General features: G+C 65.3%; 20 protein-coding genes. 5 read left to right on the forward strand and 15 right to left on the reverse strand.

Annotated features, from left to right (window positions below; all coding sequences use genetic code 11):
- Positions 1–184: 184 nt before the first annotated feature.
- Positions 185–787 carry a TetR/AcrR family transcriptional regulator gene (locus ACVOMC_RS09135; protein WP_481523686.1) on the reverse strand — a complete coding sequence of 201 codons (603 nt, stop codon included), beginning with the start codon at positions 785–787 and terminating at the stop codon, positions 185–187.
- Positions 788–952: 165 nt separating this feature from the next.
- On the opposite strand from ACVOMC_RS09135, the gene ACVOMC_RS09140 reads away from it, so the two are divergent.
- From ACVOMC_RS09140 to ACVOMC_RS09150, 3 genes are all read left to right on the forward strand, one after another.
- The gene (locus tag ACVOMC_RS09140) at positions 953–1,861 is read left to right on the forward strand and encodes an alpha/beta fold hydrolase (protein WP_481523687.1); all 909 of its coding nucleotides are present in this window, start codon (positions 953–955) and stop codon (positions 1,859–1,861) included.
- Complete coding sequence (locus ACVOMC_RS09145; RefSeq protein ID WP_481523688.1) at positions 1,858–4,332, forward strand: acyl-CoA dehydrogenase; 2,475 nt, start codon at positions 1,858–1,860, stop codon at positions 4,330–4,332. Before ACVOMC_RS09140 ends, ACVOMC_RS09145 begins: the two co-directional genes overlap by 4 nt.
- Positions 4,333–4,600: 268 nt before the next feature.
- The gene (locus ACVOMC_RS09150; RefSeq protein WP_481523764.1) at positions 4,601–4,864 is read left to right on the forward strand and encodes a DUF4442 domain-containing protein; all 264 of its coding nucleotides are present in this window, start codon (positions 4,601–4,603) and stop codon (positions 4,862–4,864) included.
- A gap of 49 nt (positions 4,865–4,913) precedes the next feature.
- On the opposite strand, the gene ACVOMC_RS09155 is transcribed toward ACVOMC_RS09150, so the two are convergent.
- Both ACVOMC_RS09155 and ACVOMC_RS09160 read right to left on the reverse strand, forming a co-directional pair.
- Complete coding sequence (locus tag ACVOMC_RS09155; RefSeq protein WP_481523689.1) at positions 4,914–5,270, reverse strand: DUF1304 domain-containing protein; 357 nt, start codon at positions 5,268–5,270, stop codon at positions 4,914–4,916.
- A 63-nt stretch (positions 5,271–5,333) separates the two neighbouring features.
- Entirely contained in the window at positions 5,334–6,698 is a 1,365-nt protein-coding gene (locus tag ACVOMC_RS09160; RefSeq protein WP_083468380.1) for an NTP/NDP exchange transporter, read from the reverse strand.
- A gap of 152 nt (positions 6,699–6,850) precedes the next feature.
- Between ACVOMC_RS09160 and ACVOMC_RS09165 the strand changes: the two genes are divergently transcribed.
- The gene (locus ACVOMC_RS09165) at positions 6,851–8,449 is read left to right on the forward strand and encodes a GMC family oxidoreductase (protein WP_481523690.1); all 1,599 of its coding nucleotides are present in this window, start codon (positions 6,851–6,853) and stop codon (positions 8,447–8,449) included.
- A gap of 12 nt (positions 8,450–8,461) precedes the next feature.
- On the opposite strand, the gene ACVOMC_RS09170 is transcribed toward ACVOMC_RS09165, so the two are convergent.
- Both ACVOMC_RS09170 and ACVOMC_RS09175 read right to left on the reverse strand, forming a co-directional pair.
- A complete protein-coding gene (locus tag ACVOMC_RS09170) occupies positions 8,462–10,393 on the reverse strand; it encodes a M48 family metallopeptidase (protein ID WP_481523691.1) in 1,932 nt (643 codons plus the stop codon).
- Between the two features lie 67 nt (positions 10,394–10,460).
- Positions 10,461–11,066: a LemA family protein gene (locus tag ACVOMC_RS09175; protein ID WP_057506036.1), complete on the reverse strand. Its 606-nt coding sequence runs from the start codon at positions 11,064–11,066 to the stop codon at positions 10,461–10,463.
- A gap of 79 nt (positions 11,067–11,145) precedes the next feature.
- Between ACVOMC_RS09175 and ACVOMC_RS09180 the strand changes: the two genes are divergently transcribed.
- Positions 11,146–12,558, forward strand: coding sequence for a serine hydrolase domain-containing protein (locus ACVOMC_RS09180; RefSeq protein WP_481523692.1), 1,413 nt, complete (start codon positions 11,146–11,148; stop codon positions 12,556–12,558).
- 316 nt (positions 12,559–12,874) lie between these two features.
- Here the strand turns inward: ACVOMC_RS09180 and ACVOMC_RS09185 are convergent, their stop codons facing one another.
- The 10 genes from ACVOMC_RS09185 to nudE all read right to left on the reverse strand — a co-directional run bounded on the left by ACVOMC_RS09185 (position 12,875) and on the right by nudE (position 20,289).
- Complete coding sequence (locus ACVOMC_RS09185; protein WP_481523693.1) at positions 12,875–13,444, reverse strand: hypothetical protein; 570 nt, start codon at positions 13,442–13,444, stop codon at positions 12,875–12,877.
- Between the two features lie 14 nt (positions 13,445–13,458).
- On the reverse strand, positions 13,459–13,662 hold the full coding sequence (locus ACVOMC_RS09190) for a hypothetical protein (protein WP_481523694.1): 204 nt from the start codon (positions 13,660–13,662) through the stop codon (positions 13,459–13,461).
- A gap of 615 nt (positions 13,663–14,277) precedes the next feature.
- Complete coding sequence (gene gcvH, locus ACVOMC_RS09195) at positions 14,278–14,673, reverse strand: glycine cleavage system protein GcvH (RefSeq protein ID WP_481523695.1); 396 nt, start codon at positions 14,671–14,673, stop codon at positions 14,278–14,280.
- Positions 14,674–14,759: 86 nt separating this feature from the next.
- The gene (gcvT, locus tag ACVOMC_RS09200) at positions 14,760–15,866 is read right to left on the reverse strand and encodes a glycine cleavage system aminomethyltransferase GcvT (RefSeq protein ID WP_481523696.1); all 1,107 of its coding nucleotides are present in this window, start codon (positions 15,864–15,866) and stop codon (positions 14,760–14,762) included.
- 89 nt (positions 15,867–15,955) lie between these two features.
- On the reverse strand, positions 15,956–16,387 hold the full coding sequence (locus ACVOMC_RS09205) for an NfeD family protein (protein WP_481523697.1): 432 nt from the start codon (positions 16,385–16,387) through the stop codon (positions 15,956–15,958).
- Between the two features lie 3 nt (positions 16,388–16,390).
- Complete coding sequence (locus ACVOMC_RS09210) at positions 16,391–17,359, reverse strand: SPFH domain-containing protein (RefSeq protein WP_054659510.1); 969 nt, start codon at positions 17,357–17,359, stop codon at positions 16,391–16,393.
- Between the two features lie 362 nt (positions 17,360–17,721).
- On the reverse strand, positions 17,722–18,045 hold the full coding sequence (locus tag ACVOMC_RS09215; RefSeq protein ID WP_481523698.1) for a YnfA family protein: 324 nt from the start codon (positions 18,043–18,045) through the stop codon (positions 17,722–17,724).
- Positions 18,042–18,860, reverse strand: a complete 819-nt coding sequence (gene mazG, locus ACVOMC_RS09220) for a nucleoside triphosphate pyrophosphohydrolase (protein ID WP_481523699.1) — start codon at positions 18,858–18,860, stop codon at positions 18,042–18,044. The genes ACVOMC_RS09215 and mazG overlap by 4 nt, the downstream gene beginning before the upstream one ends.
- Before the next feature lie 77 nt (positions 18,861–18,937).
- Positions 18,938–19,744, reverse strand: coding sequence for a 3'(2'),5'-bisphosphate nucleotidase CysQ (gene cysQ, locus ACVOMC_RS09225; protein WP_481523700.1), 807 nt, complete (start codon positions 19,742–19,744; stop codon positions 18,938–18,940).
- Positions 19,741–20,289, reverse strand: a complete 549-nt coding sequence (nudE, locus tag ACVOMC_RS09230) for an ADP compounds hydrolase NudE (protein WP_054660702.1) — start codon at positions 20,287–20,289, stop codon at positions 19,741–19,743. The genes cysQ and nudE overlap by 4 nt, the downstream gene beginning before the upstream one ends.
- Positions 20,290–20,369 lie beyond the last annotated feature (80 nt).

Genomic DNA, 20,369 nt, shown 5'->3' on the forward strand with positions numbered 1-20,369 from the left:
CCGCCCGCCCTGCCACCGCCGCACCGTGCAAGAATGAACCAGGGCAGCCTGATCAGGCATTGAGTGCCTGGATGAGGCTTGCCGATGCCCACACGGGGTGGCTTCTACGGCCCGGCAACAGATGGTGCCGGGCGGTGCCGCACACAACGTTACCGAGCTTTTGCTGTGCAGTTTTCCGGCGTTTTCACTCGCTCGGAATCAACGTCTCGATGACGTGTTCGACGTAGGCCTCGAAATCCTCGCGGGCCTGTTTGGGCTGCTGCAACTGCAGGGACAGCTGCAGGAAGCCGACGTAGGCGGCGTAGGCCAGACGCGCGCGATGGCGGGCGTCGGTGGAGCTCAGGCCGGCCTGTCGGAACGAGGCGATCAGGTATTCCATGCGTCGCTGTGAAACCCGGTCGATCACCGGGCGCACCATCGGGTTGTCCAGCGCCTTGAGCAGTTCACTGTAGATGATGTGCGGGGTGACTTCATGGGCCACCAGCTGGAACAGCGCACGCAGCCGCGTGCGTGGATCGGGCACCTCTTCCAGACTGCCGAACACCTGCTGCTGCTCCACCACTTCCCAGCGCTCCAAGGCCGCCTGCAGGAGCGCATCGCGTGACGGGAAGTGCCAGTAGAAGCTGCCCTTGGTGACCCCCAGACGGCGGGCCAGCGGCTCGACCGCCACCGCGCCGACACCCTGTTCGGCAATCAGATCCAGTGCGGCCTGCGCCCAGTCGTCGGCACTGAGTCGGCTGTGGCGCGCACTACGGGAATCTGCCGGAAGAGTTGTTGAGTCATTCATGGGCAGATTTAACCATACGGCGGGGATTGGTTGCAGTATGCAATGGAATTGCAGGCTGACGGAACAGCCTCGGGACTCTTACGGAAAGCCATTGTTTTCCGGGGCCTTGCACAATCCATACGCATTCGTATTGACAGTTCAGCCAAACGATCCATACCATCAGGTATGGCCAACCCTTCCCCCTCCATCCCGCACGTCGACGAAATCCGCCTCCAAGGTGCCAACGGCATTGCACTGGGCGCATCGAGAACGGCGGGGCGGCATGCTCCGGTTCTGTTCGCGCACGGCTTTGGCCAGACACGTGGCGCCTGGGCCGCGGCCGCGCAGACACTGGGCATGGCAGGCCATGCCACGCTGAGCTACGACGCCCGCGGCCATGGTGATTCGGATTGGAACCCGGGGGATACGCTCTATCACGGCGACCAGTTCACCGACGACCTGATCGTGGTGGCCGGCGAACTGCCGCGTCCGCCGGTATTGGTGGCCGCCTCGATGGGCGGCCTGTTCGGTCTGATGGCCGAAGCCCGCTGGCCGGGCCTGTTCTCGGCGATGGTGCTGGTGGACATCACCCCACGCTGGGAAACCCGCGGCGTGGAGAGGATCCTCGCCTTCATGAGTGCGCATCCTGATGGCTTTGCATCGCTGCAGGCCGCCGCCGACAGCATCGCCGCCTACCTGCCGCACCGCCCGCGCAAGAGCGAAGATGCCCTGCGTGCGCTGCTGCGCTCCACCGCGGACGGGCGCTGGAACTGGCATTGGGATCCGCGTCTGGTCGAAGAGCTGGCGCGCGACAGCGAGCAGCATCAGGACGCGATCGTCGATGCGGCACGCCGCGTGCACTGCCCGCTGCTGCTGATCAGCGGCGGTCGCAGCGATCTGGTCTCGCCGCAGACCGTGGAAGAATTCATGACACTGGTGCCGCACGCGCAGCATGTGCATCTGCCAGAGGCCACCCATATGGTCGCCGGCGATGACAACAACGCGTTTACCGCCGCCGTGTTGAACTATCTAGACGCACTGCCTTCGGCTGCCGCGTCCGTCCGAACCGAGCACGTTACCGGAGCAAGCCTATGAGCATCGTCGTTCCCTTTCTGGTCCTGCTGCTGGCAGGTGCCTTTGTCGCGTATCACCGCATGCGCCTGGTCGTATGGACCCTCGCCAGTGCGGTGTTGTTGGGCGCCTGCTGGTTCGCCGGCATCAACCAGACCGCGATCCTCGTGGCGGCGGCAATCCTTGCTTTGATCAGTGTTCCAGTGCTGTTGCCGTTCCTGCGCAAGCCGCTGATCACCGCACCGTTCATGGGCGTGTTCCGCAAGGTGCTGCCGCCGCTGTCCAAGACCGAGCGCATCGCCCTGGAAACCGGCTCGGTCGGCTTCGAGGGCGAGCTGTTCACCGGTGACCCTGACTGGAACATCCTGCTCAACTATCCCAAGCCGCAGCTCACCGCCGAGGAACAGGCCTTCCTCGATGGCCCGGTGGAAGAGCTGTGCAAGATGGTCAACGACTTCGAGATCACCCACGTCCACGCCGACCTGCCGCCGGAGCTGTGGGAGTACATCAAGAAGAACAAGTTCTTCGGCATGATCATCCCGAAGGAATACGGCGGCCTGGGCTTCAGCGCGCTGGCCCACCACAAGGTGATCCAGAAGCTGGCCTCGGTATCGAGCGTGGTCAGCTCCACCGTCGGCGTGCCCAATTCGCTGGGCCCGGGTGAGCTGCTCAACCATTACGGCACCCAGGAGCAGAAGGACTACTACCTGCCGCGCCTGGCCATCGGCCAGGAAGTGCCCTGCTTCGGCCTGACCGGCCCGTTCGCCGGCTCCGATGCCACCTCCATCCCCGACTTCGGCATCGTCTGCAAGGGCATGTGGAAGGGCGAGGAAGTGCTGGGCCTGAAGCTGACCTTCGACAAGCGCTACATCACCCTGGCTCCGGTCGCGACCCTGATCGGCATGGCTTTCCGCATGTACGATCCGGACGGCCTGCTTGGCGACACAAAGGACATCGGCATCACCCTGGCGCTGCTGCCGCGCGATACCGAAGGCGTGGAAATCGGTCGCCGCCACTTCCCGCTGAATTCCACTTTCCAGAACGGCCCGATCCGTGGCAAGGACGTGTTCATTCCGCTGACCCAGCTGATCGGCGGCGCCGAGAAGCGCGGCCTGGGCTGGAACATGCTCAACGAGTGTCTGGCCGTTGGCCGCTCCATCACCCTGCCCTCCACCGCCTCGGGCGGTGCCAAGGCCGGTGCGGTGGTGACCGGTGCCTATGCGCGCATCCGCAAGCAGTTCGGCCTGTCGGTCGGCCGCTTCGAGGGCGTGGAAGAAGCGTTGGCCCGCATCGGCGGCAAGGCCTACAAGATCAGTGCGCTGTCGCAGGCCACCGCGGCTGCGGTCGACCGTGGCGACGTGCCGTCGGTGCCGTCGGCGATCGCCAAGTACCACTGCACCAACATGAGCCGCGAAGTCATTTCCGACGTGATGGACGTGATCGGAGGCAAGGGCATCATCCTTGGCCCGCGCAACTTCGCCGGCCGCAGCTGGCAGGCCGCACCGATCGCCATCACGGTGGAAGGTGCCAACATCATGACCCGCTCGCTGCTGATCTTCGGCCAGGGCGCCATCCTCTGCCACCCGTGGGTGCTGAAGGAAATGAAGGCCGCGCAGGATGAAGACCGCAAGGCCGGCCTGCGCGAGTTCGACCAGGCGCTGTTCGGCCACGTCCGCTTCGGCATCTCCAACGCCGTGCGTTCGCTGTGGTTCGGCCTGACCGGTGCGCGCTTCGGTGCCGCCCCGGGCGACGCCTACACCCGCCGCTACTTCCGCAAGCTGGACCGCTACTCGGCCAACCTGGCACTGATGGCCGACATCTCGATGATGACCCTGGGCGGCAAGCTCAAGTTCAAGGAATCGCTGTCCGGTCGTCTGGGTGATGTGCTCAGCCACATCTACATGACCAGCGCCATGCTCAAGCGCTACCACGACGAAGGCGCCCCGCAGGCCGACCAGCCGCTGCTGGCCTGGGCCTTCCACGACAGCGTGCACAAGATCGAGGAATCGCTGTCGGCGGCGCTGCGCAACTTCCCGATCCGCCCGATCGGCTGGCTGATGTGGGCGCTGATCTTCCCGCTTGGCCGTCGCGCCGAGGCCCCGGGTGACCGTCTGAGCCGCCGCGTCGCCGCCTCGCTGATGGCGCCCAACGAAGCGCGTGACCGCCTGGCCCAGGGTGTGTTCCTGACCCCGTGCGAGAACAACCCGGGCGGCCGCATCAACAGCTATCTGTCCAAGGCGATCATAGCCGAACCGGTGGAACGCAAGTTCCTCAAGGCCCTGAAGACCAAGGGCATCGAAGCGCTGACCTTCGCCAGCCAGCTGGATGAGGCCGTGGCCGAGGGCGTGATCACCCAGGACGAGCGCAAGCTGCTGGAAGAACTGCGCGAGATCACCATGGACACGATCACCGTGGACGACTTCGACGCGCACGAACTGCGCTCTGCCGGCTACTACGACCTGCCCGGCACGCAGCGCCCGCAGCAGGCCGCATAAGCCAATCCACATGCAATACCTACGGCGGGCCTTGTGCCCGCCGTTTTCATACCAGGAATCCACACCACGACTGCCGCCTTGCTTTCGCTGTACCGCTATTTCACCCGCTGGCCGGCCGGCAACTGTTCTGGCGGGCGGTGTGCCGCAAGGCGCCCTGCTTCGCCAGCCTCTCGCCGCGGATCACCGTGCTGGAACCGGGCCGCTGTGCAGGGGATGCGCCAGCGCCGCCGCATCAGTCCCCCCTATCGACACCGTGCACGCGATCGCGATGTGCAGCCCGGCCGAACGGATAAGCGGGGTCCTGCTCGATGCCAGCCTGCCGGCCAGCATGCGCTGGATTCCCAGGGGCATGGAAGTGAAGCACCTGGCCAAGTCAGGTGGTCTTCTGAAAGCGGTGGCAACACCGGAACTGCCTCCCGCCAGCACAGCGGCTGGCTACGCCCTGCCGGCGAGGATCAACGTGAGCGATGCTGCCGGCATGGGGGTGTTCCAGGCACGGATTGCGCTGTGGGCGTCGCCGCGCAAAGACTGAGCGGATGCATGGATCTGGAGGTGCCGTTGGAGCCACCGCCGGGCAGCGGCTACACCGCGCGCAACCCCAGCGCCAGGATCGCCGGCAACGCCTGGATGAAGAATATCCGCCGGTTCACACTGAACGCTCCGTAGCTGCCGGCAACCACCAAGCAGAGCAGCGAGAACGTCACCAACGCAGGCTGCTCCAGCAGCAGCCCCGCCACAATCCCGGCGGCGAGAAAGCCGTTGTACAGGCCCTGGTTGGCAGCCAGCACACGGGTCCTCTGGGCCTTCTCCAAAGTATTGCGGAAGGTCTTCAGCCCAAGCGGCCGGGTCCACAGGAACATCTCCAGCACCGGGAAACAGCGGTGCAGGACGGCGACCAGCACCGTCACAAGCAACGCGGCCAAAGACCTCGGACACATCGGCGTCCATCCGGCGGAACAGCGGCAGCATGGCCGGCCCGGCAGGCCGACGGCACCTCCCGGTTATGCCGGATCGACCGATGCGTTGACCGGCATCTCGTCCGGCAGGCTCCGCTGCGCGCGGATCACCCGGATCGCGCCGATCGTCATGCCCGCTGCCACACCCACGCCCGCCATAAACACCAGATGCGACCCCATGCTGGACAGCAGCTTGTGCAGCCAGACGAAGGTCAGGTCGCCGCCGCGATAGATCACCGTATCGATCACCGCCTTGGCCTTGTAGCGGGACTCGCGGCTGACCCGGGTATACAGGGTTTCGCGTGCCGGCTTGGCCAGGGAGAACTCGCCGGCGCGGGTCATCACCTGCACCACCGCCACCAGCAGCGGCAGCGGTGAGGCGGCCAGCAGCGAGAAACCCAGCAGGATCGCCAGCGCCGGCAACAGCAGCAGCGGGGCGATGCCGTAGCGGCGCATCAGCCAGCGGGTCAGGAATACCTGCACGAAGATCGTCAGCACGTTCACCGCCAGATCGATGTTGGCGTAGTACGCCGTACGTGCGGCGTCATCGGTGAAGAAGCGTCGCGCGATAGCCGCCTGTTCGTTGTACAGCAGGGTTCCCACGCCGACGCCGAAGAACATCAGCACCGCCAGCGCACGCAGCAGCGGATCGCTCCATACCAGCTTCAAGCCGGCCAGCACCGAGCCACCCATCGCCTGCTCGCCGCTGCTGTCGCGCAGCCGCTGCTCGCGCTGCAGGGCATATTTGCGCAGCTTCAGGATCGCGAACAGGCACGCGCCCAGGAAGGCGGCCGATACCAGCAGCAGGTTGCCCACGCCGATCTTCTCCACCAGCAGGCGGGTGACCAGCGGCCCGGTCAGTGCGCCAATGGTGCCCCCGGCGCCGATATAGCCGTAGACCTTCTTGGCGTCCTGGTTGGAGAACACATCGGCCATATAGCTCCAGAACACCGACACTGCGAACAGGTTGAACACCGCCACCCAGATGAAGAACGCCGCGCCGCGCCCGGGCAGTTCCTCGCGGAACGCCCAGTAGAAAAACAGCAGGCAGCTGATGAAAGCCAGGTACATCACCGGCAGGAACACCCGCCGCGGATAGCGCGACACCAGCGCGCCGTATACCGGCTGCAGCAGCACCATGCACAGGAAGGTGCCGGTGAACAGCACCTGCAGGGTAAAGTCGCCGAGGCTGACCCCCAGGTGTCCGGCCCACTGCACCAGCGAGGCCGGAAACACCGCCAGCACATCATCCGAGGCGCCCATCGCGTCGCGTACCGGACGCAACAGGTAGTAGCCGGTCAGCAGGCAGAAGAAGTACAGCAGCGACCACCACAGCGCCGGAGCTTCCACTCCGAGCAGGGAAATCACCTGGCGCAGGCCACCGCGCGCGGGAGGGGAAAGCTTGCTCATACGTCTGACTGCACCACGGGTGGGGGATCCGGCACGCCGGTTCCGCGGCGTGGGCGCAACTTATCCGATGCACTGCAACATCGCCAGTGCAAACGGTCTGGCCGCCATGCGACGGGCCGTTCTATTCTGCGGAGCAGGGAAAGGGGAAGGCCGTGAAGGAATTCGACTACATCATCGTCGGGGCCGGTTCGGCCGGCTGTGTTCTGGCCAACCGGCTCAGCGCCGATCCGCAGCGGCGGGTGCTGCTGATCGAAGCCGGCCCGCGCGACTGGAATCCGTTGATCCACATGCCGGCAGGTATTGCCCGGCTGGTCAACAACCGGCGCCTGAACTGGAGCTACGACACCGAACCGGAGCCGGCGTTGAACAACCGGCGCCTGTGGTGGCCGCGCGGCAAGGTACTGGGCGGCAGCAGCTCGATCAATGCGATGTGCTACTCGCGCGGCGTGGCCGGCGACTACGACCGCTGGGCCGATGCCGGTGCCACCGGCTGGGACTGGCAGACAGTATTGCCCTGGTTCCGCTACAGCGAGGGCAACGGGCGCGGTGCCGATGCCCTGCACGGTGGCGATGGCCCGTTGAAGGTGTCGGACCTGCGTCACGTCAATCCACTGAGCCGTGCCTTCATCGAGGCAGGACAGCAGGCCGGTTTCGCGCTCAACCCCGATTTCAATGGCCCCACTCAGCAAGGCGTGGGCCTGTACCAGGTCACCCAGAAGGACGGTGCGCGCTGCTCTTCGGCGGCCGCCTATCTGGCCCCGGTCCGCCAGCGCCCCAACCTGCAGGTGCTGACCGGCGCGCTGGTCGAGCGGCTGCAGATTCAAGGCGAACGCGTCACCGGCGTGGCGTTGCGCGTCCGCGGCCAGCCCCAGCAAGTGCGGGCCCGCCACGAAGTACTGCTCAGCGCCGGCGCAATCAACTCACCGCAGCTGCTGATGCTCTCGGGGATCGGCCCGGCCCGGCAGCTGCGACGCCATGGTATCGAGGTGCATCTGGACCAGCCCGGCGTCGGCGCCAACCTGCAGGACCACCTGGACATCTGCACGCTGTACCGCACCGTGCCCGGGGTCAGCTACGACCGCGCCAGCGAGCTGAAGATCGGCTTCGACTATTTCCTGCGCGGTCACCGCGGTGCCGGTACCAGCAATGTGGCCGAGGCCGGCGGCTTCGTGCGCTCGCGCTTTGCCGCCGACGAACGTGCCGACATCCAGTTCCATTTCGTCCCGGCGATGCTGGACAACCACGGCCGCCACCGCCTGCCCGGCGACGGCTACACCCTGCACGCCTGCTACCTGCACCCACGCAGCCGCGGCCGCATCGAACTGGCCAGCCATGATCCCGCCGCGCCGGCGCGTATCCATGCCAACTATCTGGGCGATGCCGAAGGCTTCGATATGAAAATGATGGTCGAAGCCGCGCGCCTGAGCCGCGACATCCTCCAGCAGCCGGCCTTCGCGCCGTGGCGCAGGGCACCGCTGTTCCCTGCCGACGAGCACCTGGACGATGCCGGGCTGGAAGCCTTCATCCGCGCCAAGGCCGAAACCATCTACCACCCGGTCGGCACCTGCCGGATGGGCAGCGACGCGATGGCCGTGGTCGATCCGCAGCTGCGCGTGCGCGGCATCGACGGCCTGCGGGTAATCGATGCCTCGGTGATGCCAAGCCTGCCCACGGGCAATACCAACGCACCGACCATCATGATCGCCGAGCGCGCCGCCAGCCTGATCCTCGACACCTCGCCGCCGGGCTGACCGCTCCGCGGCTCAGGCCACCTGCAACAGCGCCGGCAACGGGCAATGCAACGTGGCGCAGATGGTCCGCAGCAGTTCGGCCTCGGCCACGCTGACGCGCTGGTTGTGGCTGATGGTGGCGGTCACCGCTTCCACCAGCAGCTGCTTGGCCAGCGGATCGAGCGCATCCAGCGGCGCCCACACCGCATCCAGCGCCAGCACGCCGGCCGACGGCGGCGCATAGGGCAGGTGATCGTGCGGCAGGATGCGTTGCAACCCAGCCAGATAGGCGCGCCGCGCGGCGGCCTCGTCACCGAGATTGCCGGCCCGCGCGACCACCGCGAGCAACGTGGAAAGCTCCTGGCGCACGCCGGTGGTCTTGCGCCGGCCGAAATGCGGGTGGCGCGAGGGATCCAGCGCGGCCAGCACCTGCACCTGCAGCAGGCGCGACAGACAGTACTCGAACAGCGAGATCCGCCCATCGGCATGGACCAGCGCCTCGATGCACTGCACGAACGCCCGCAACTGCGGGCGCGGCGCCATCCGCAATGCGGGGAACGCCAGTGCCGCCAGCGGCAGGCGCAGCGCGCGAGAGAGACCATGCAACGGACCATCGGCCATGGCCTGAAGCCGCGTGACCACAGAAGCGCCCAGCTGCGCCTGTACCGCCTGCCGCTGCAACACCGCCACCGCAGGGTCGGCATCGAGCAACAACGCCAGCAGCAGCGGCTGTGCGGCCTCCCGGTCACGCGCCAGTTCGCGCAGCTGCGGCGACAGGGTGCCGGCCAGCCGGATCGCCTGTTGGTAGTCGTCATCAGCCGGGGTGGCGACCTGCGCGGCGACTTGCCTTGGATCGACCCGCAACCGCGACGTCACAGTGGCCACTGCAGCGGGCGCCAGCGCGTCCACACCGGGCACATCACTGCGGGCCAGCCCCAGCGCGCGATCCTCGGCCAGGCCATCGGGCGGATTGGCAAACCAGGTACCGCGCAAACGCTGCAACTGTTCGGTGCGGAACGAAGGCTCCAGCCGCTGGATCCGCTCCACCAGGGGTGGATGCGTGGCGAACCAGCGCGAAAAGCCCAGTCCTTCGCCGAACAGCATGTGACTGACTTCCTCGGCGCTGGCACGGTCGGCCAGCTGCGAACCCTCGGCCAGCCCGCCGATCTTCTTCAACGCCCCGGCCAGCCCCTGCGTCTGCCGGGTGAACTGCACCGCCGAGGCATCGGCCAGAACCTCGCGCTGGCGCGACACCGCCGCCTTGATCAGCCGTCCGAAGAACACCCCAATGCTGCCCACGACAATGCCGGTCACGCCGATCACCAGCACGATCGAGATCGGCCCAAGCCCGCGCCTGCCGCCTATCCGCGAACCGGCACTCATGTGCAGCAGCACCCGCTTGCCGATGAGACTGATCATCAGGATGCCGAACAGCACCCCCATCAGGCGGATATTCAACCGCATGTCGCCATTGAGGATGTGGCTGAACTCGTGCGCGATCACGCCCTGCAGTTCATCGCGGTTGAGCCGCTGCAAGCTGCCCCGGGTGACGGCGATGGCGGCGTCGGCCGGTGAATACCCGGCGGCGAAGGCGTTGATGCCGTTCTCCTGTTCCAGCACATACAGCCGCGGCATCGGCACACCGGAGGCGATGGCGATCTCCTCCACCACGTTGCGCAACCGCCGCAGCGCCGGATCGCGGGTATCGGCCGGCACCTCGGTGCCGCCCATCTGTACCGCCACCACTTCACCACCACCCCGCAACGAGGCGATGCGGTACAGCGAGGCCAACGCGATCACCGCCAGGGTCAGCAACGTGCACCACAGCACGCCCCGCACGCTGCCGGTGGCCACCAGCACCAGTGCGTCCAGCACCGCGACAATGGCGATCACCGCCAGCGCGAACAGCAGCAGCAGGCGCCCGGAATTGCGCCGCGCCTGTGCCTGGTGTTCAAAGAAATTCATCCCGCCCCCCTAGCTGGCACCGGACGCGACTGTCGTCACGTGCCGGCCTTCCCTGCCCTGCGCAGGATCAGAACTGGACCCTGGGCGCCTCGCGCACCTGCTCGCGCTTTTCCAGCGGGATGTCCAGCAGCGCGGCCGTGGGGAAATGGAACATGCCGGCAAACACATTGGCCGGGAAGGTCTCGCGGCGGTTGTTGTAGGCCATCACCGCATCGTTGTAGGCCTGCCTAGCGAACGCTACCTTGTTCTCGGTGCTGCCCAGTTCCTCGCTCAGCTGCAGCATGTTCTGGTTGGCCTTCAATTCCGGATAGGCCTCGGCCACGGCCATCAACCGTCCCAGCACTCCGTTCAACTGGCCCTGCGAGGCGGCCAGCTGCGCCATCGCCGCCGCATCGCCCGGAGCGGCCTTGGCCGCCGCAAGCCCGGACTGCGCCGCGCTGCGTGCGGCGATCACCGCCTCCAGCGTCTGCCGCTCATGGCTCATGTAGGCCTTGGCGGTTTCCACCACATTGGGAATCAGGTCGAAGCGGCGCTGCAGCTGTACGTCGATCTGCGCGAACGCATTCCGGTACGCATTACGGGAACGGACCAGTCCGTTATAGATGCCAACACCGGCCGCGATAACTGCGACAGCCACCACAAGAAAGACCAGCAATATCAATGTGATGCCCATTCATCCTCTCCCCGTTTGTGCAATCGTGAAAAGCGGCGCTAGAATCGCCGACGGCAGTAGCTTACAGGCACCGATCACGATGAAAGAAAAGAACTCGCGCCGGGGAATCCGCCCGGTGGCATCGGGATTGCTGGGGGTGTTGATGCCCTTCGCATTGGCGTCCACCGCACAGACGCCCACCCACGCCAACCTGCCCATCGACGTGACCGCCAGCGCAGCCCTGCCGGTGAATCTGGAAAACGCGCCGCCCCCATCGCCCACGCAACCGATGCCCTATCGCGCCGCGCTGCGGCCCGACCAGGTGCAACCGCTGTCGCCCGAGTTCAATGTGGCCGCGATCGAGTCGCTGGCCGAGCAACTGACCTATGGCAACCGTGTTCCGGGCATGGCCATGGCCATCGTCCACAACGGCCGCATTCTTTCCGCGCGCGGCTATGGCGTTACCGATATCAGCAACCCGCAACAGGTGGACGCCCATACCGTGTTCCGCCTGGCCTCGTTGTCCAAGGCGTTTGCCGGCACCATGGCCGGGCTGCTGGTCAACGATGGCACGCTGCGCTGGGACAGCAAGATCACCGACTACGTGCCCGGCTTCCGCCTGGCCACGCCCGAGGCGACCAATGCGTTGACCGTCGCCGATGTACTCAGCCATCGCGTCGGCCTGACCTACAACGCCTACGACCGCGATGTGGAAGCCAACGCCGACTACTACACGCTGACCCAGAAACTGGCCAGCGCGCCACTGAAGTGCGCCCCTGGCGATTGCTACGCCTACCAGAACGTGGCCTTCAGCCTGGTCGGCGATGTGGTGTTCGCCGCCTCCGGCAACTTCTACGAGCAGGCGGTGGAGAAGCGCATCCTCAAGCCGCTGGGCATGAACGATGCCAGCCTCGGCCTGGCCGGCATCCAGGCCAGCTCGCGCTGGGCGCGTCCGCACGTGCGCAGCCGCAACGGCTGGGTTTCGCTGACCCCCAAGCCCACCTACTACCGGGTCGCACCGGCGGCCGGCGTCAATGCCAGCGCCAGCGACATGGCGCAATGGCTGCTGGCCCACACCGGCTATCGTCCGGACGTGCTGCCGGCGCCGTTGCTGGCCACCCTGCACGCACCGCTGGTGAGTACCCCCGGCGAAATGCGCTCGGGCTGGCGGCGTGAACGTCTGGATTCGGCAGGCTACGCACTGGGCTGGCGTGTGTTCGACTATGCCGGTCACTCGGTGGTGTTCCATGCCGGTGCCGTGCAGGGTTACCGTGGCCTGGTGGCATTGCTGCCCGAGCGCGACCTGGGTATCGCCATCATGTGGAACGGCGAAAGCAGCCTGCCCAGCGGCATGATGCCCACCATCCTGGACCGCGCCATTGGCCTGCCGACGCAGCGCTGGCTAGATGTGGATACCGACTTCGGCAGTGACAACCTGATGGCCGACGGTGCCCCTGCACGTGACGGCAAAAAGGGCGCGTCCTCCGAGCGTGCGGTGGCCTCGCCGCGCTGAGCGCCGGCACAGTCCAGCAGACAAAGGCGGCCAATGGCCGCCTTTGTTGTTTTTTATTTGCGCCTTCCAGGATCACGGTCACTGCGCTGAAAGAAGAATTCTCCAGCCCGCCGCGGCGCGGACAGCCGTGATCCGGCCGCTCCGCACAGAACCCGACCCTCCGGGTATCGGTATCTGCGGTAGTCCCTAACGTGACCGCTCCGGCATCGCCTTCAACCTCATCCGCCCGCCCCGCTCCCGATGATCGCGCATAAAAAAACTCCCTCCCCGCTGGGCAGTCGGGGAAGGAGTTTCAGGTACGGCTAGTGAAGCGGGATCAGATCAGCGGCGCCGGCGTGGCCGGCAGCGCAACCGGAGCGACCTTCTTCTTGCGGGCAGCCGGCTTCTTCTTGGCAACGACCTTCTTCGCAGCGACCTTCTTGGCTGCCGGCTTCTTGGCCACAACCTTCTTCGCAGCAGCCTTCTTGGCCGCCGGCTTCTTGGCTACAACCTTCTTCGCGGCGGCCTTCTTGGCTGCCGGCTTCTTGGCTGCAACCTTCTTCGCAGCGGCCTTCTTGACGACCTTCTTGGCAGCAGCCTTCTTGGCTACTTTCTTGACGACCTTCTTGGCAGCGGCCTTCTTGGCAACCTTCTTCGCCGCAGCCTTCTTGACGACCTTCTTGGCAGCAGCCTTCTTGACGGTCTTCTTCACGGCAGCCTTCTTGGCGACCTTCTTGACGGCCGCCTTCTTGACGGCCTTCTTGGCGACGGCCTTCTTGGCCACCTTCTTCACCGCGACTTTCTTGGCGACGGCCTTCTTGGCAACCTTCTTCACCGCAGCTTTCTTGGCGACTTTCTTTACCGCCTTCTTGGCGGCCGGCTTTTTAGCAGCTTTTTTCGTGGCCATTGTGTGGCTCCTCGTCAGTGATCTATGGAATTGAAATGCCCAGTTGAAGCAAATCCGCGTGGGATCGCGGAGGACCGTCGTCGCGTCGGGCGCAACGTTTCGGATACAGAAACACCCGCTTCGATGCTCGTTGCGGGTGCCAGATGGAAATCAGGAAGTGTTTTGCCGAAGGAAGCGATGCCTGCTCCACCATCGAAGAAATCCTGGCGGATGTCCAAGTTGTGCTTCGCGTCTGGATGTTGATCCGGCTCACTCGCTTGCGCAGTAAAGGTCTGCTGGGCGAAACCTAATCACGGTTTTTTTTACTGTCAACCACCTCGACGCAACTTGCCCAGCAAAGCGCAGTGCGGCAGTGGCCATACCCGTCCCAGACAAGAACCCCACTGACGCGCCAGAACAACATGGCGCCACCGCACGTCCAAGGCGTGTTGCGGAAAAACAGCGGAAAAACCGCACTATTTGTGCACCGGTACGCTTGTGCACGCACGGCTGCGCAGCACTGTGGCATCCAACACCCGGCCATTTCCTCAACGGCATTGAAGCGCGATACGGATCTTGAAAAAAATCATCACCTGACAATTTTTTACCCGCAGCACCAACGAACTGCGCAAAAATTTCGCGCTCGCGGCACGTCATCTTCGTGCCATCGCATGCCAGCCACCTCCGATCACTACCGCGTTGCCGGCTGCTGCAGACACGTTGCATCGGCACGCAAAACGATCGTGGATGTCGCGCCAAGTGCGCCATGCCATCACGCCGCGATGACATCCACACCTTGGGAAACGACAACGGCCGCTCAAGGCGGCCGTTGTCGCGTCAGCATGGCAACGCGATCAGTTCGCGTCGTCTTCCAGCAGCTCGGCGTAGTCGTCCGGACCCAGCAGGTCGTTCAACTGTTCCGGCTCGGACATCTCGACCACGAACAGCCAGCCGTCACCGTAGGCATCTTCGTTGATGGTTTCCGGCTTGTCGGCCAGAGCTTCGTTGACTTCGACAACGGTGCCCGACACCGGGCTGTACACGTCCGAGGCGGCCTTGACCGACTCCACCACCGCCGCGCCGGCACCCACCGTGACGGTGTCACCGACAGCCGGAAGTTCGACGTAGACCAGATCACCCAGCAAACCCTGGGCGTGATCGGAAATGCCGACGGTGACGCGGCCGTTGCCTTCAACGCGGGCCCACTCGTGGGACTTGAGGAATTTGAGGTCGCCTGGGATCTCGCTCATGGAACTGCTCCGAAAAAAACGGTGGTCGGGATGAAGCACTAGTTTAACGGACCGGGCACGGGTAGCCGTCGCCCGGTCCGGGTGAATCACAGATTGATACCGGCCTGCGGCTGGCCGTCACGCACGAACGGGAACTTCACCTGCCGCACCGGCACTTCCTTGCCGCGGATGTCCACGCGCACCTCGTCCGGCGCACCGGCCGGGACACGGGCAAAGGCGATCGCCTTGCCGAGCGTCGGCGAGAACGTGCCGGAAAGGATCTCGCCCTCGCCCTGGGCGGTGAGCACTTTCTGGCCGTGGCGCAACACGCCCTTGTCGTCCATCACCAGGCCGATCATCTGCCGTGCGTTGCCGGCGGCCTTCTGCGCTTCCAGCGCCGGACGGCCAATGAACTCGCGCCCCTCGTCCAGCGACACCGTCCAGCCCAGCGCCGCTTCGAACGGGGTGACGGTCTCGTCCATGTCCTGGCCGTAGAGATTCATGCCCGCTTCCAGCCGCAGCGTGTCGCGCGCGCCCAGACCGGCGGGCTTCACCCCGGCGGCCAACAGCGCGTTCCAGAACGCCACCACCGCGGTCTGCGGCAGCAGCACTTCGTAACCGTCCTCACCGGTGTAGCCGGTGCGGGCGACGAACAGGTCCACGCCATCGACCGCGCGGACATCCAGCGCGGCAAAGCGGGCCAGTTTGTCCAGCGCGGCACGATCGGATTCAGCGATCAGGCCGGCGGTCAGCGCGCGAGCCTGCGGGCCCTGCACGGCGATGATGGCCAGGTCTTCGCGCTCGATGACTTCGACCCCGAACGCCGCGGCATGCTGGCCGATCCACGCCAGATCCTTCTCGCGGGTCGAGGCGTTGACCACCATGCGGAAGAAATCCTCACCGAGCAGGTACACGATCAGATCGTCGATCACGCCGCCCTGTGCGTTGAGCATGCACGAGTACAGCGCCTTGCCGTTGACCTTGAGCTTGTCGATCGAGTTGGCCAGCAGCTGGCGCAGGAATTCACGCGTGCGCGCGCCCTTCAGATCGACCACGGTCATGTGGCTGACGTCGAACATGCCGGCGGCAGTGCGCACCAGGTGGTGTTCGTCGATCTGCGAACCATAGTGGATCGGCATGTCCCAGCCGCCGAAGTCGACCATCTTGGCGCCAAGCGAGCGGTGGGTTTCGTTGAGCAGGGTCTTCTGGATCATGGCCGTTCCGCGGAAAAGGGGCCGCCATTATCCCAGATGGTTACGCTTAAAACCTGCGTCACCGCCACACCAGCGTGTCGCCGGCAGGCTCACGCCGGCTGCACTTTCAGGGTCATGCCATCCACGGCTACCACCCGCACGGCACTGCCCGCTGGAAGGTCAACGCCGGCCACCACCCAGAACGCATCATCGATCTTGGCCCGGCCGATGCCGTTGGCGATGCCCTGCTCCAGCGTCACCACCCGCCCGATCAGCTGTTCGGCGCGCCGGTTGAGCAGCGGCTGATCGCTCTGCCGGTCGCGCTTGCGGAACCAGGTGCGATAGATCTGGATCGACACGAAGCTGAGCACCACAAACAGGATCACCTGCGCCAGCACCGTCATGCCCTCAAAGGCCCACACCAGCAGGAACACCACCGTGGCGGCAACGCCCATCCACAGCATGAATGCACCCGGCGCCAGCGCTTCGGCGGCAAACAGCGCCACCGACAGCGAAGCCCATATCACCACTTCCCAGCGCATGGCTCAGCGCCCCAGCGGCGGCGGATTGCCGCGTGCGGCAGGCTTGCCCTCGTTCTGTTTGGCGAACGCCTCCCTGGCCAGTTCGGCGACACCGGCAATGGAGCTGATCACACCGGTGGCTTCCATCGGCATCAGCACCAGCTTCTGGTTGGGCGAGCTGGCCAGCTCCTTGAATGCCTCCACATATTTCTGCGCGATGAAGTAGTTGATCGCCTGCACATCGCCCTGTGCGATCGCCTCGGACACCATCGCGGTGGCCTTGGCTTCAGCCTCGGCCGAACGCTCGCGCGCTTCGGCATCGCGGAACGCGGCTTCCTTGCGGCCCTCGGCTTCCAGCACGGCGGCCTGTTTCTGGCCTTCGGCGCGCAGGATCTCCGACTGGCGGATGCCCTCGGCTTCCAGCACTGCCGCACGCTTGTTCTGCTCGGCCATCTTCTGCTGCTGCATCGACTGCACCAGGTTGGTCGGCGGCTGGATATCCTTGATCTCGATGCGGGTGACCTTCACCCCCCACGGATTGGTGGCGTGGTCGACCACATTCAGCAGCTTGGCGTTGATGGTCTCGCGCTGGCTCAGCGATTCGTCCAGGTCCATCGAGCCGATCACGGTGCGGATGTTGGTCTGCACCAGGGCGATCATCGCCACTTCCAGATTGGCCACTTCATAGGCCGCCTTGGCCGCATCCAGCACCTGGAAAAACACCACGCCATCCACGCGTACCACCGCATTGTCCTTGGTGATGACGTCCTGGCTGGGCACATCCAGCACCTGCTCCATCATGTTCACCTTGCGGCCCACGCCGTAGACGATGGGGATCAGGAAATGCAGGCCCGGAGTCATCGTATGGGTGTATTTGCCGAAGCGCTCCACCGTCCACTCATAGCCCTGCGGCACCATCCGCACCGTCTTGAACAGCACGATGATGCCCGCCACCGCCACCACCAACGCCAGAAAACCCGCACCGCTTCCCATCTGCCCACTCCTTGTGACGATCGAATGCCGAGTATAGCCAGCCGCCGGGGCTCACAAAGGCAGGCGCCCGTGCAGGATGTCGGCCAACATCCCGCGGACCGTGAATAGAGGAGCTCACTGCATGTCGCCGGGCCGTTGTTTCAAAAAAACACGTGTCCGATCCGGGTGAAGCCGTAACCACAGACCAGCCCGGCGATGCCCCATCCCCATTGCCGCTGCCAGAGCGTCATGAACCGGTACGTCAGCACGTCCCGCTACCCGCAAAACGCACTCGCTGCCGGGCAGGGGTGCGGTGTGGATGCAAAGAGTCGGGAGGAAGCCGGGGAAGGCGGCTCCCCGGCCCATGCGCCAGACCAGGGAGTTCAGTGGCTGCGCGGAGCGAACATGATCACCGCCATGGCCAGCAGGCACAGTCCGCCGCCGAGCAGATCCCAGCGGGTGGGCCGGACCGAATCCACCAGCCACAGCCACAACAGCGCCATGCACACATACACCCCTCCATAGGCGGCATAAACGCGGCCGCTGGCGGTGGGGTGCAGCGTCAGCAACCAGGCGAACAACGCCAGACTGGCGGCAGCGGGCAGCAGCAACCAGGGACTTCCCTGCTTGCGCAGCCACAGCCATGGCAGATAGCAGCCGGCAATCTCGGCCAAGGCGGTCAGCAGGAACAGCACCAGCGTTTTCAACGCACTGTCCCTTTCTCCTGCTGTTTGACCGCCTGCCACAGCGCTTCCTGCTGCGGCAGATCCAGCGTCCGCATACCGCCTTGGACGGCGGCCAGGGCTTCCATCGCACGGAACCGGCGCTCGAACTTGAGGTTCGCCAACCGCAGCGCGGTACCCACATCGACCTGGGCATGACGGGCGAGGTTGGCGCAGACGAACAACATGTCGCCGAGCTCCTCCTGCAGCCGCTCATGGTTGTCGGCACCGCGGGCGGCGGTATCGAACTCGGCCTGCACCTCATCGACCTCCTCACGCAGCTTGTCGATCACCGGCGCAGGGCCCGGCCAATCGAAGCCGGTGCGCGCGGCGCGCTTCTGCAACTTGACGGCGCGCTGCCATTCCGGCAATCCGCGCGAAATACCGGCCAGGGCCGAGTCGTCCAGATCGCCCTTGGCCGCACGCTCGCTGCGCTTGATCTCGTCCCAGTTGGCCAATACCGCGTCGGCATCGGCAGCCTGCGCATCGGCAAAGATATGCGGATGCCGGCGCACCATCTTCGCGCTGATCGCCGCCACCACATCGCCGAAATCGAACGCCCCCTGCTCGCTGGCCATCTGTGCATGGAACACCACCTGCAGCAGTAGATCGCCAAGCTCGTCTTTCAGATCGGCCAGATCATTGCGATCGATCGCATCGGCGACTTCATAGGCCTCTTCCACCGTATACGGCGCGATGCTGGCGAAGTCCTGCTCCAGGTCCCACGGGCAGCCGTTCTGCGGGTCACGCAGGCGCGCCATGATCTGCAGCAGCGACTGGATATCGTTCATGTCGAACATGTATGCAGCACCTTCATTGCGGATGCGCCGGCCACTGCCGGCGCGGGATTTCTGGCATGAGCCCCGGGTTCAGGCCGTCACAGCCCGGCCACCCAGTCCCGCCACGGCAACGCCGCATCACCCAGCGCGAAAAAATCGCCATTGAGCAGCCGCGGGCGCTGGTTGTAGCGGAACGGCTCGCCGCTGTCGGCCGCCAGCAGCACGCCACCGGCCGCCTCCAGCACACATTGGCCGGCGGCGGTGTCCCATTCGCTGGTCGGCCCCAGCCGCGGATACACGTCCAGCGTGCCCTCGGCGATGCGGCAGAATTTCAACGACGAGCCCTGCGCGACCAGTTTGATCTCGCCCATCCGCGCCAGAAGCGCCTCGGTACGTGCGCTGCGGTGCGAGCGGCTGGCGGCCACGCGCAGCGGCTGCGCCGGCGGCACCCGGGTGGTGATCGGCTCCTGCTGCGCACCCGCGCGTCTATATGCCTTGCCACCGCGCTCGCCATGCCAGACCACCCCCGTGACCGGCGCCTGCACCACGCCGAAGACCGGCAGTCCGTCGTCGATCAAGGCGATGTTGACGCTGAATTCACCGTTTCGCTTGATGAACTCGCGGGTGCCATCCAGCGGATCCACCAGCCAGTAGCGCTGCCAGCTGCACCGGGTTTCCCACGGCAGCTGGGCGGATTCCTCCGACAGCACCGGAATGTCCGGACTCAACTGCGACAGGCCTTGCACGATCAGCTGGTGCGCGGCCAGGTCGGCGCTGGTGACCGGGCTGTCATCGGCCTTGTGTTCAATGTCGAAACCGTTGGCGTAGACCTGCAGGATCGCCGCTCCGGCGCGATGGGCGATGTCGATCACCGCTTCCCGCACATCCGCCTGCAACGGCCTCATCGCGCTCGCCCCAGCCACTCGCGGGCAATGAACAACGCCGCCAGCGAGCGGCCTTCGGAAAAATCCTCGCGCAACATCAACTGATCCAGCTCGGCCAGTTTCCAGGGCACCACTTCCAGCTCCTCCGGCTCATCACCGATCAGGCGTTCGGGGTACAGATCGCGCGCCAGCACCAGCCAGGACTGGTGACTCATATACGTAGGCGCCAGGGTCAGCATGCGCAGCACGTCCAGTTGGCGGGCACCATAACCGGCCTCTTCCTTGAGCTCGCGGTCGGCCGCTTCGATCGCGCTTTCGCCTTCATCGATGCGCCCCTTGACCAGGCCAAGTTCATAGCGATGCAGGCCTGCGGCGTATTCACGCACCAGCAGCACAGTGTCCTCATCCAGCATGGGGACCACCACCACGGCGCCATGTCCATGGCCCACCAGGCGCTGGAAATGGCGGCGCTCGCCGTTGGAAAACTCCAGATCCAGCTGTTCCTGCTGGAATGGCCCGATGTTTTCCGAGGTCACCTTGTGGATGACAGGCAGACGCCGGCTCATGCGCCACTCCGGGCAACAGCGCAACGGGCCGACGATAGAATGCGCGGGGGCGATGAGGTTTTCATGAGCCCGAAATGCTA

It is taken from the genome of Stenotrophomonas sp. STEN014, from assembly GCF_056760315.1.

Excerpts from the sequence above, each read along its gene's own strand:
- ACVOMC_RS09205 (WP_481523697.1), bottom strand. The coding sequence starts at position 16,387 with ATGCGCTGGGAAGTGGTGATATGGGCTTCGCTGTCGGTGGCGCTGTTT.
- ACVOMC_RS09175 (WP_057506036.1), bottom strand. The coding sequence starts at position 11,066 with ATGGGCATCACATTGATATTGCTGGTCTTTCTTGTGGTGGCTGTCGCA.
- gcvH (WP_481523695.1), bottom strand. The coding sequence starts at position 14,673 with ATGAGCGAGATCCCAGGCGACCTCAAATTCCTCAAGTCCCACGAGTGG.
- ACVOMC_RS09180 (WP_481523692.1), top strand. The coding sequence starts at position 11,146 with ATGAAAGAAAAGAACTCGCGCCGGGGAATCCGCCCGGTGGCATCGGGA.
- ACVOMC_RS09170 (WP_481523691.1), bottom strand. The coding sequence starts at position 10,393 with ATGAATTTCTTTGAACACCAGGCACAGGCGCGGCGCAATTCCGGGCGC.
- ACVOMC_RS09210 (WP_054659510.1), bottom strand. The coding sequence starts at position 17,359 with ATGGGAAGCGGTGCGGGTTTTCTGGCGTTGGTGGTGGCGGTGGCGGGC.
- nudE (WP_054660702.1), bottom strand. The coding sequence starts at position 20,289 with ATGAGCCGGCGTCTGCCTGTCATCCACAAGGTGACCTCGGAAAACATC.
- ACVOMC_RS09135 (WP_481523686.1), bottom strand. The coding sequence starts at position 787 with ATGAATGACTCAACAACTCTTCCGGCAGATTCCCGTAGTGCGCGCCAC.
- ACVOMC_RS09145 (WP_481523688.1), top strand. The coding sequence starts at position 1,858 with ATGAGCATCGTCGTTCCCTTTCTGGTCCTGCTGCTGGCAGGTGCCTTT.
- ACVOMC_RS09150 (WP_481523764.1), top strand. The coding sequence starts at position 4,601 with ATGTGCAGCCCGGCCGAACGGATAAGCGGGGTCCTGCTCGATGCCAGC.
- gcvT (WP_481523696.1), bottom strand. The coding sequence starts at position 15,866 with ATGATCCAGAAGACCCTGCTCAACGAAACCCACCGCTCGCTTGGCGCC.
- ACVOMC_RS09140 (WP_481523687.1), top strand. The coding sequence starts at position 953 with ATGGCCAACCCTTCCCCCTCCATCCCGCACGTCGACGAAATCCGCCTC.
- ACVOMC_RS09160 (WP_083468380.1), bottom strand. The coding sequence starts at position 6,698 with ATGAGCAAGCTTTCCCCTCCCGCGCGCGGTGGCCTGCGCCAGGTGATT.
- ACVOMC_RS09155 (WP_481523689.1), bottom strand. The coding sequence starts at position 5,270 with ATGTGTCCGAGGTCTTTGGCCGCGTTGCTTGTGACGGTGCTGGTCGCC.
- cysQ (WP_481523700.1), bottom strand. The coding sequence starts at position 19,744 with ATGAGGCCGTTGCAGGCGGATGTGCGGGAAGCGGTGATCGACATCGCC.
- mazG (WP_481523699.1), bottom strand. The coding sequence starts at position 18,860 with ATGTTCGACATGAACGATATCCAGTCGCTGCTGCAGATCATGGCGCGC.
- ACVOMC_RS09185 (WP_481523693.1), bottom strand. The coding sequence starts at position 13,444 with ATGGCCACGAAAAAAGCTGCTAAAAAGCCGGCCGCCAAGAAGGCGGTA.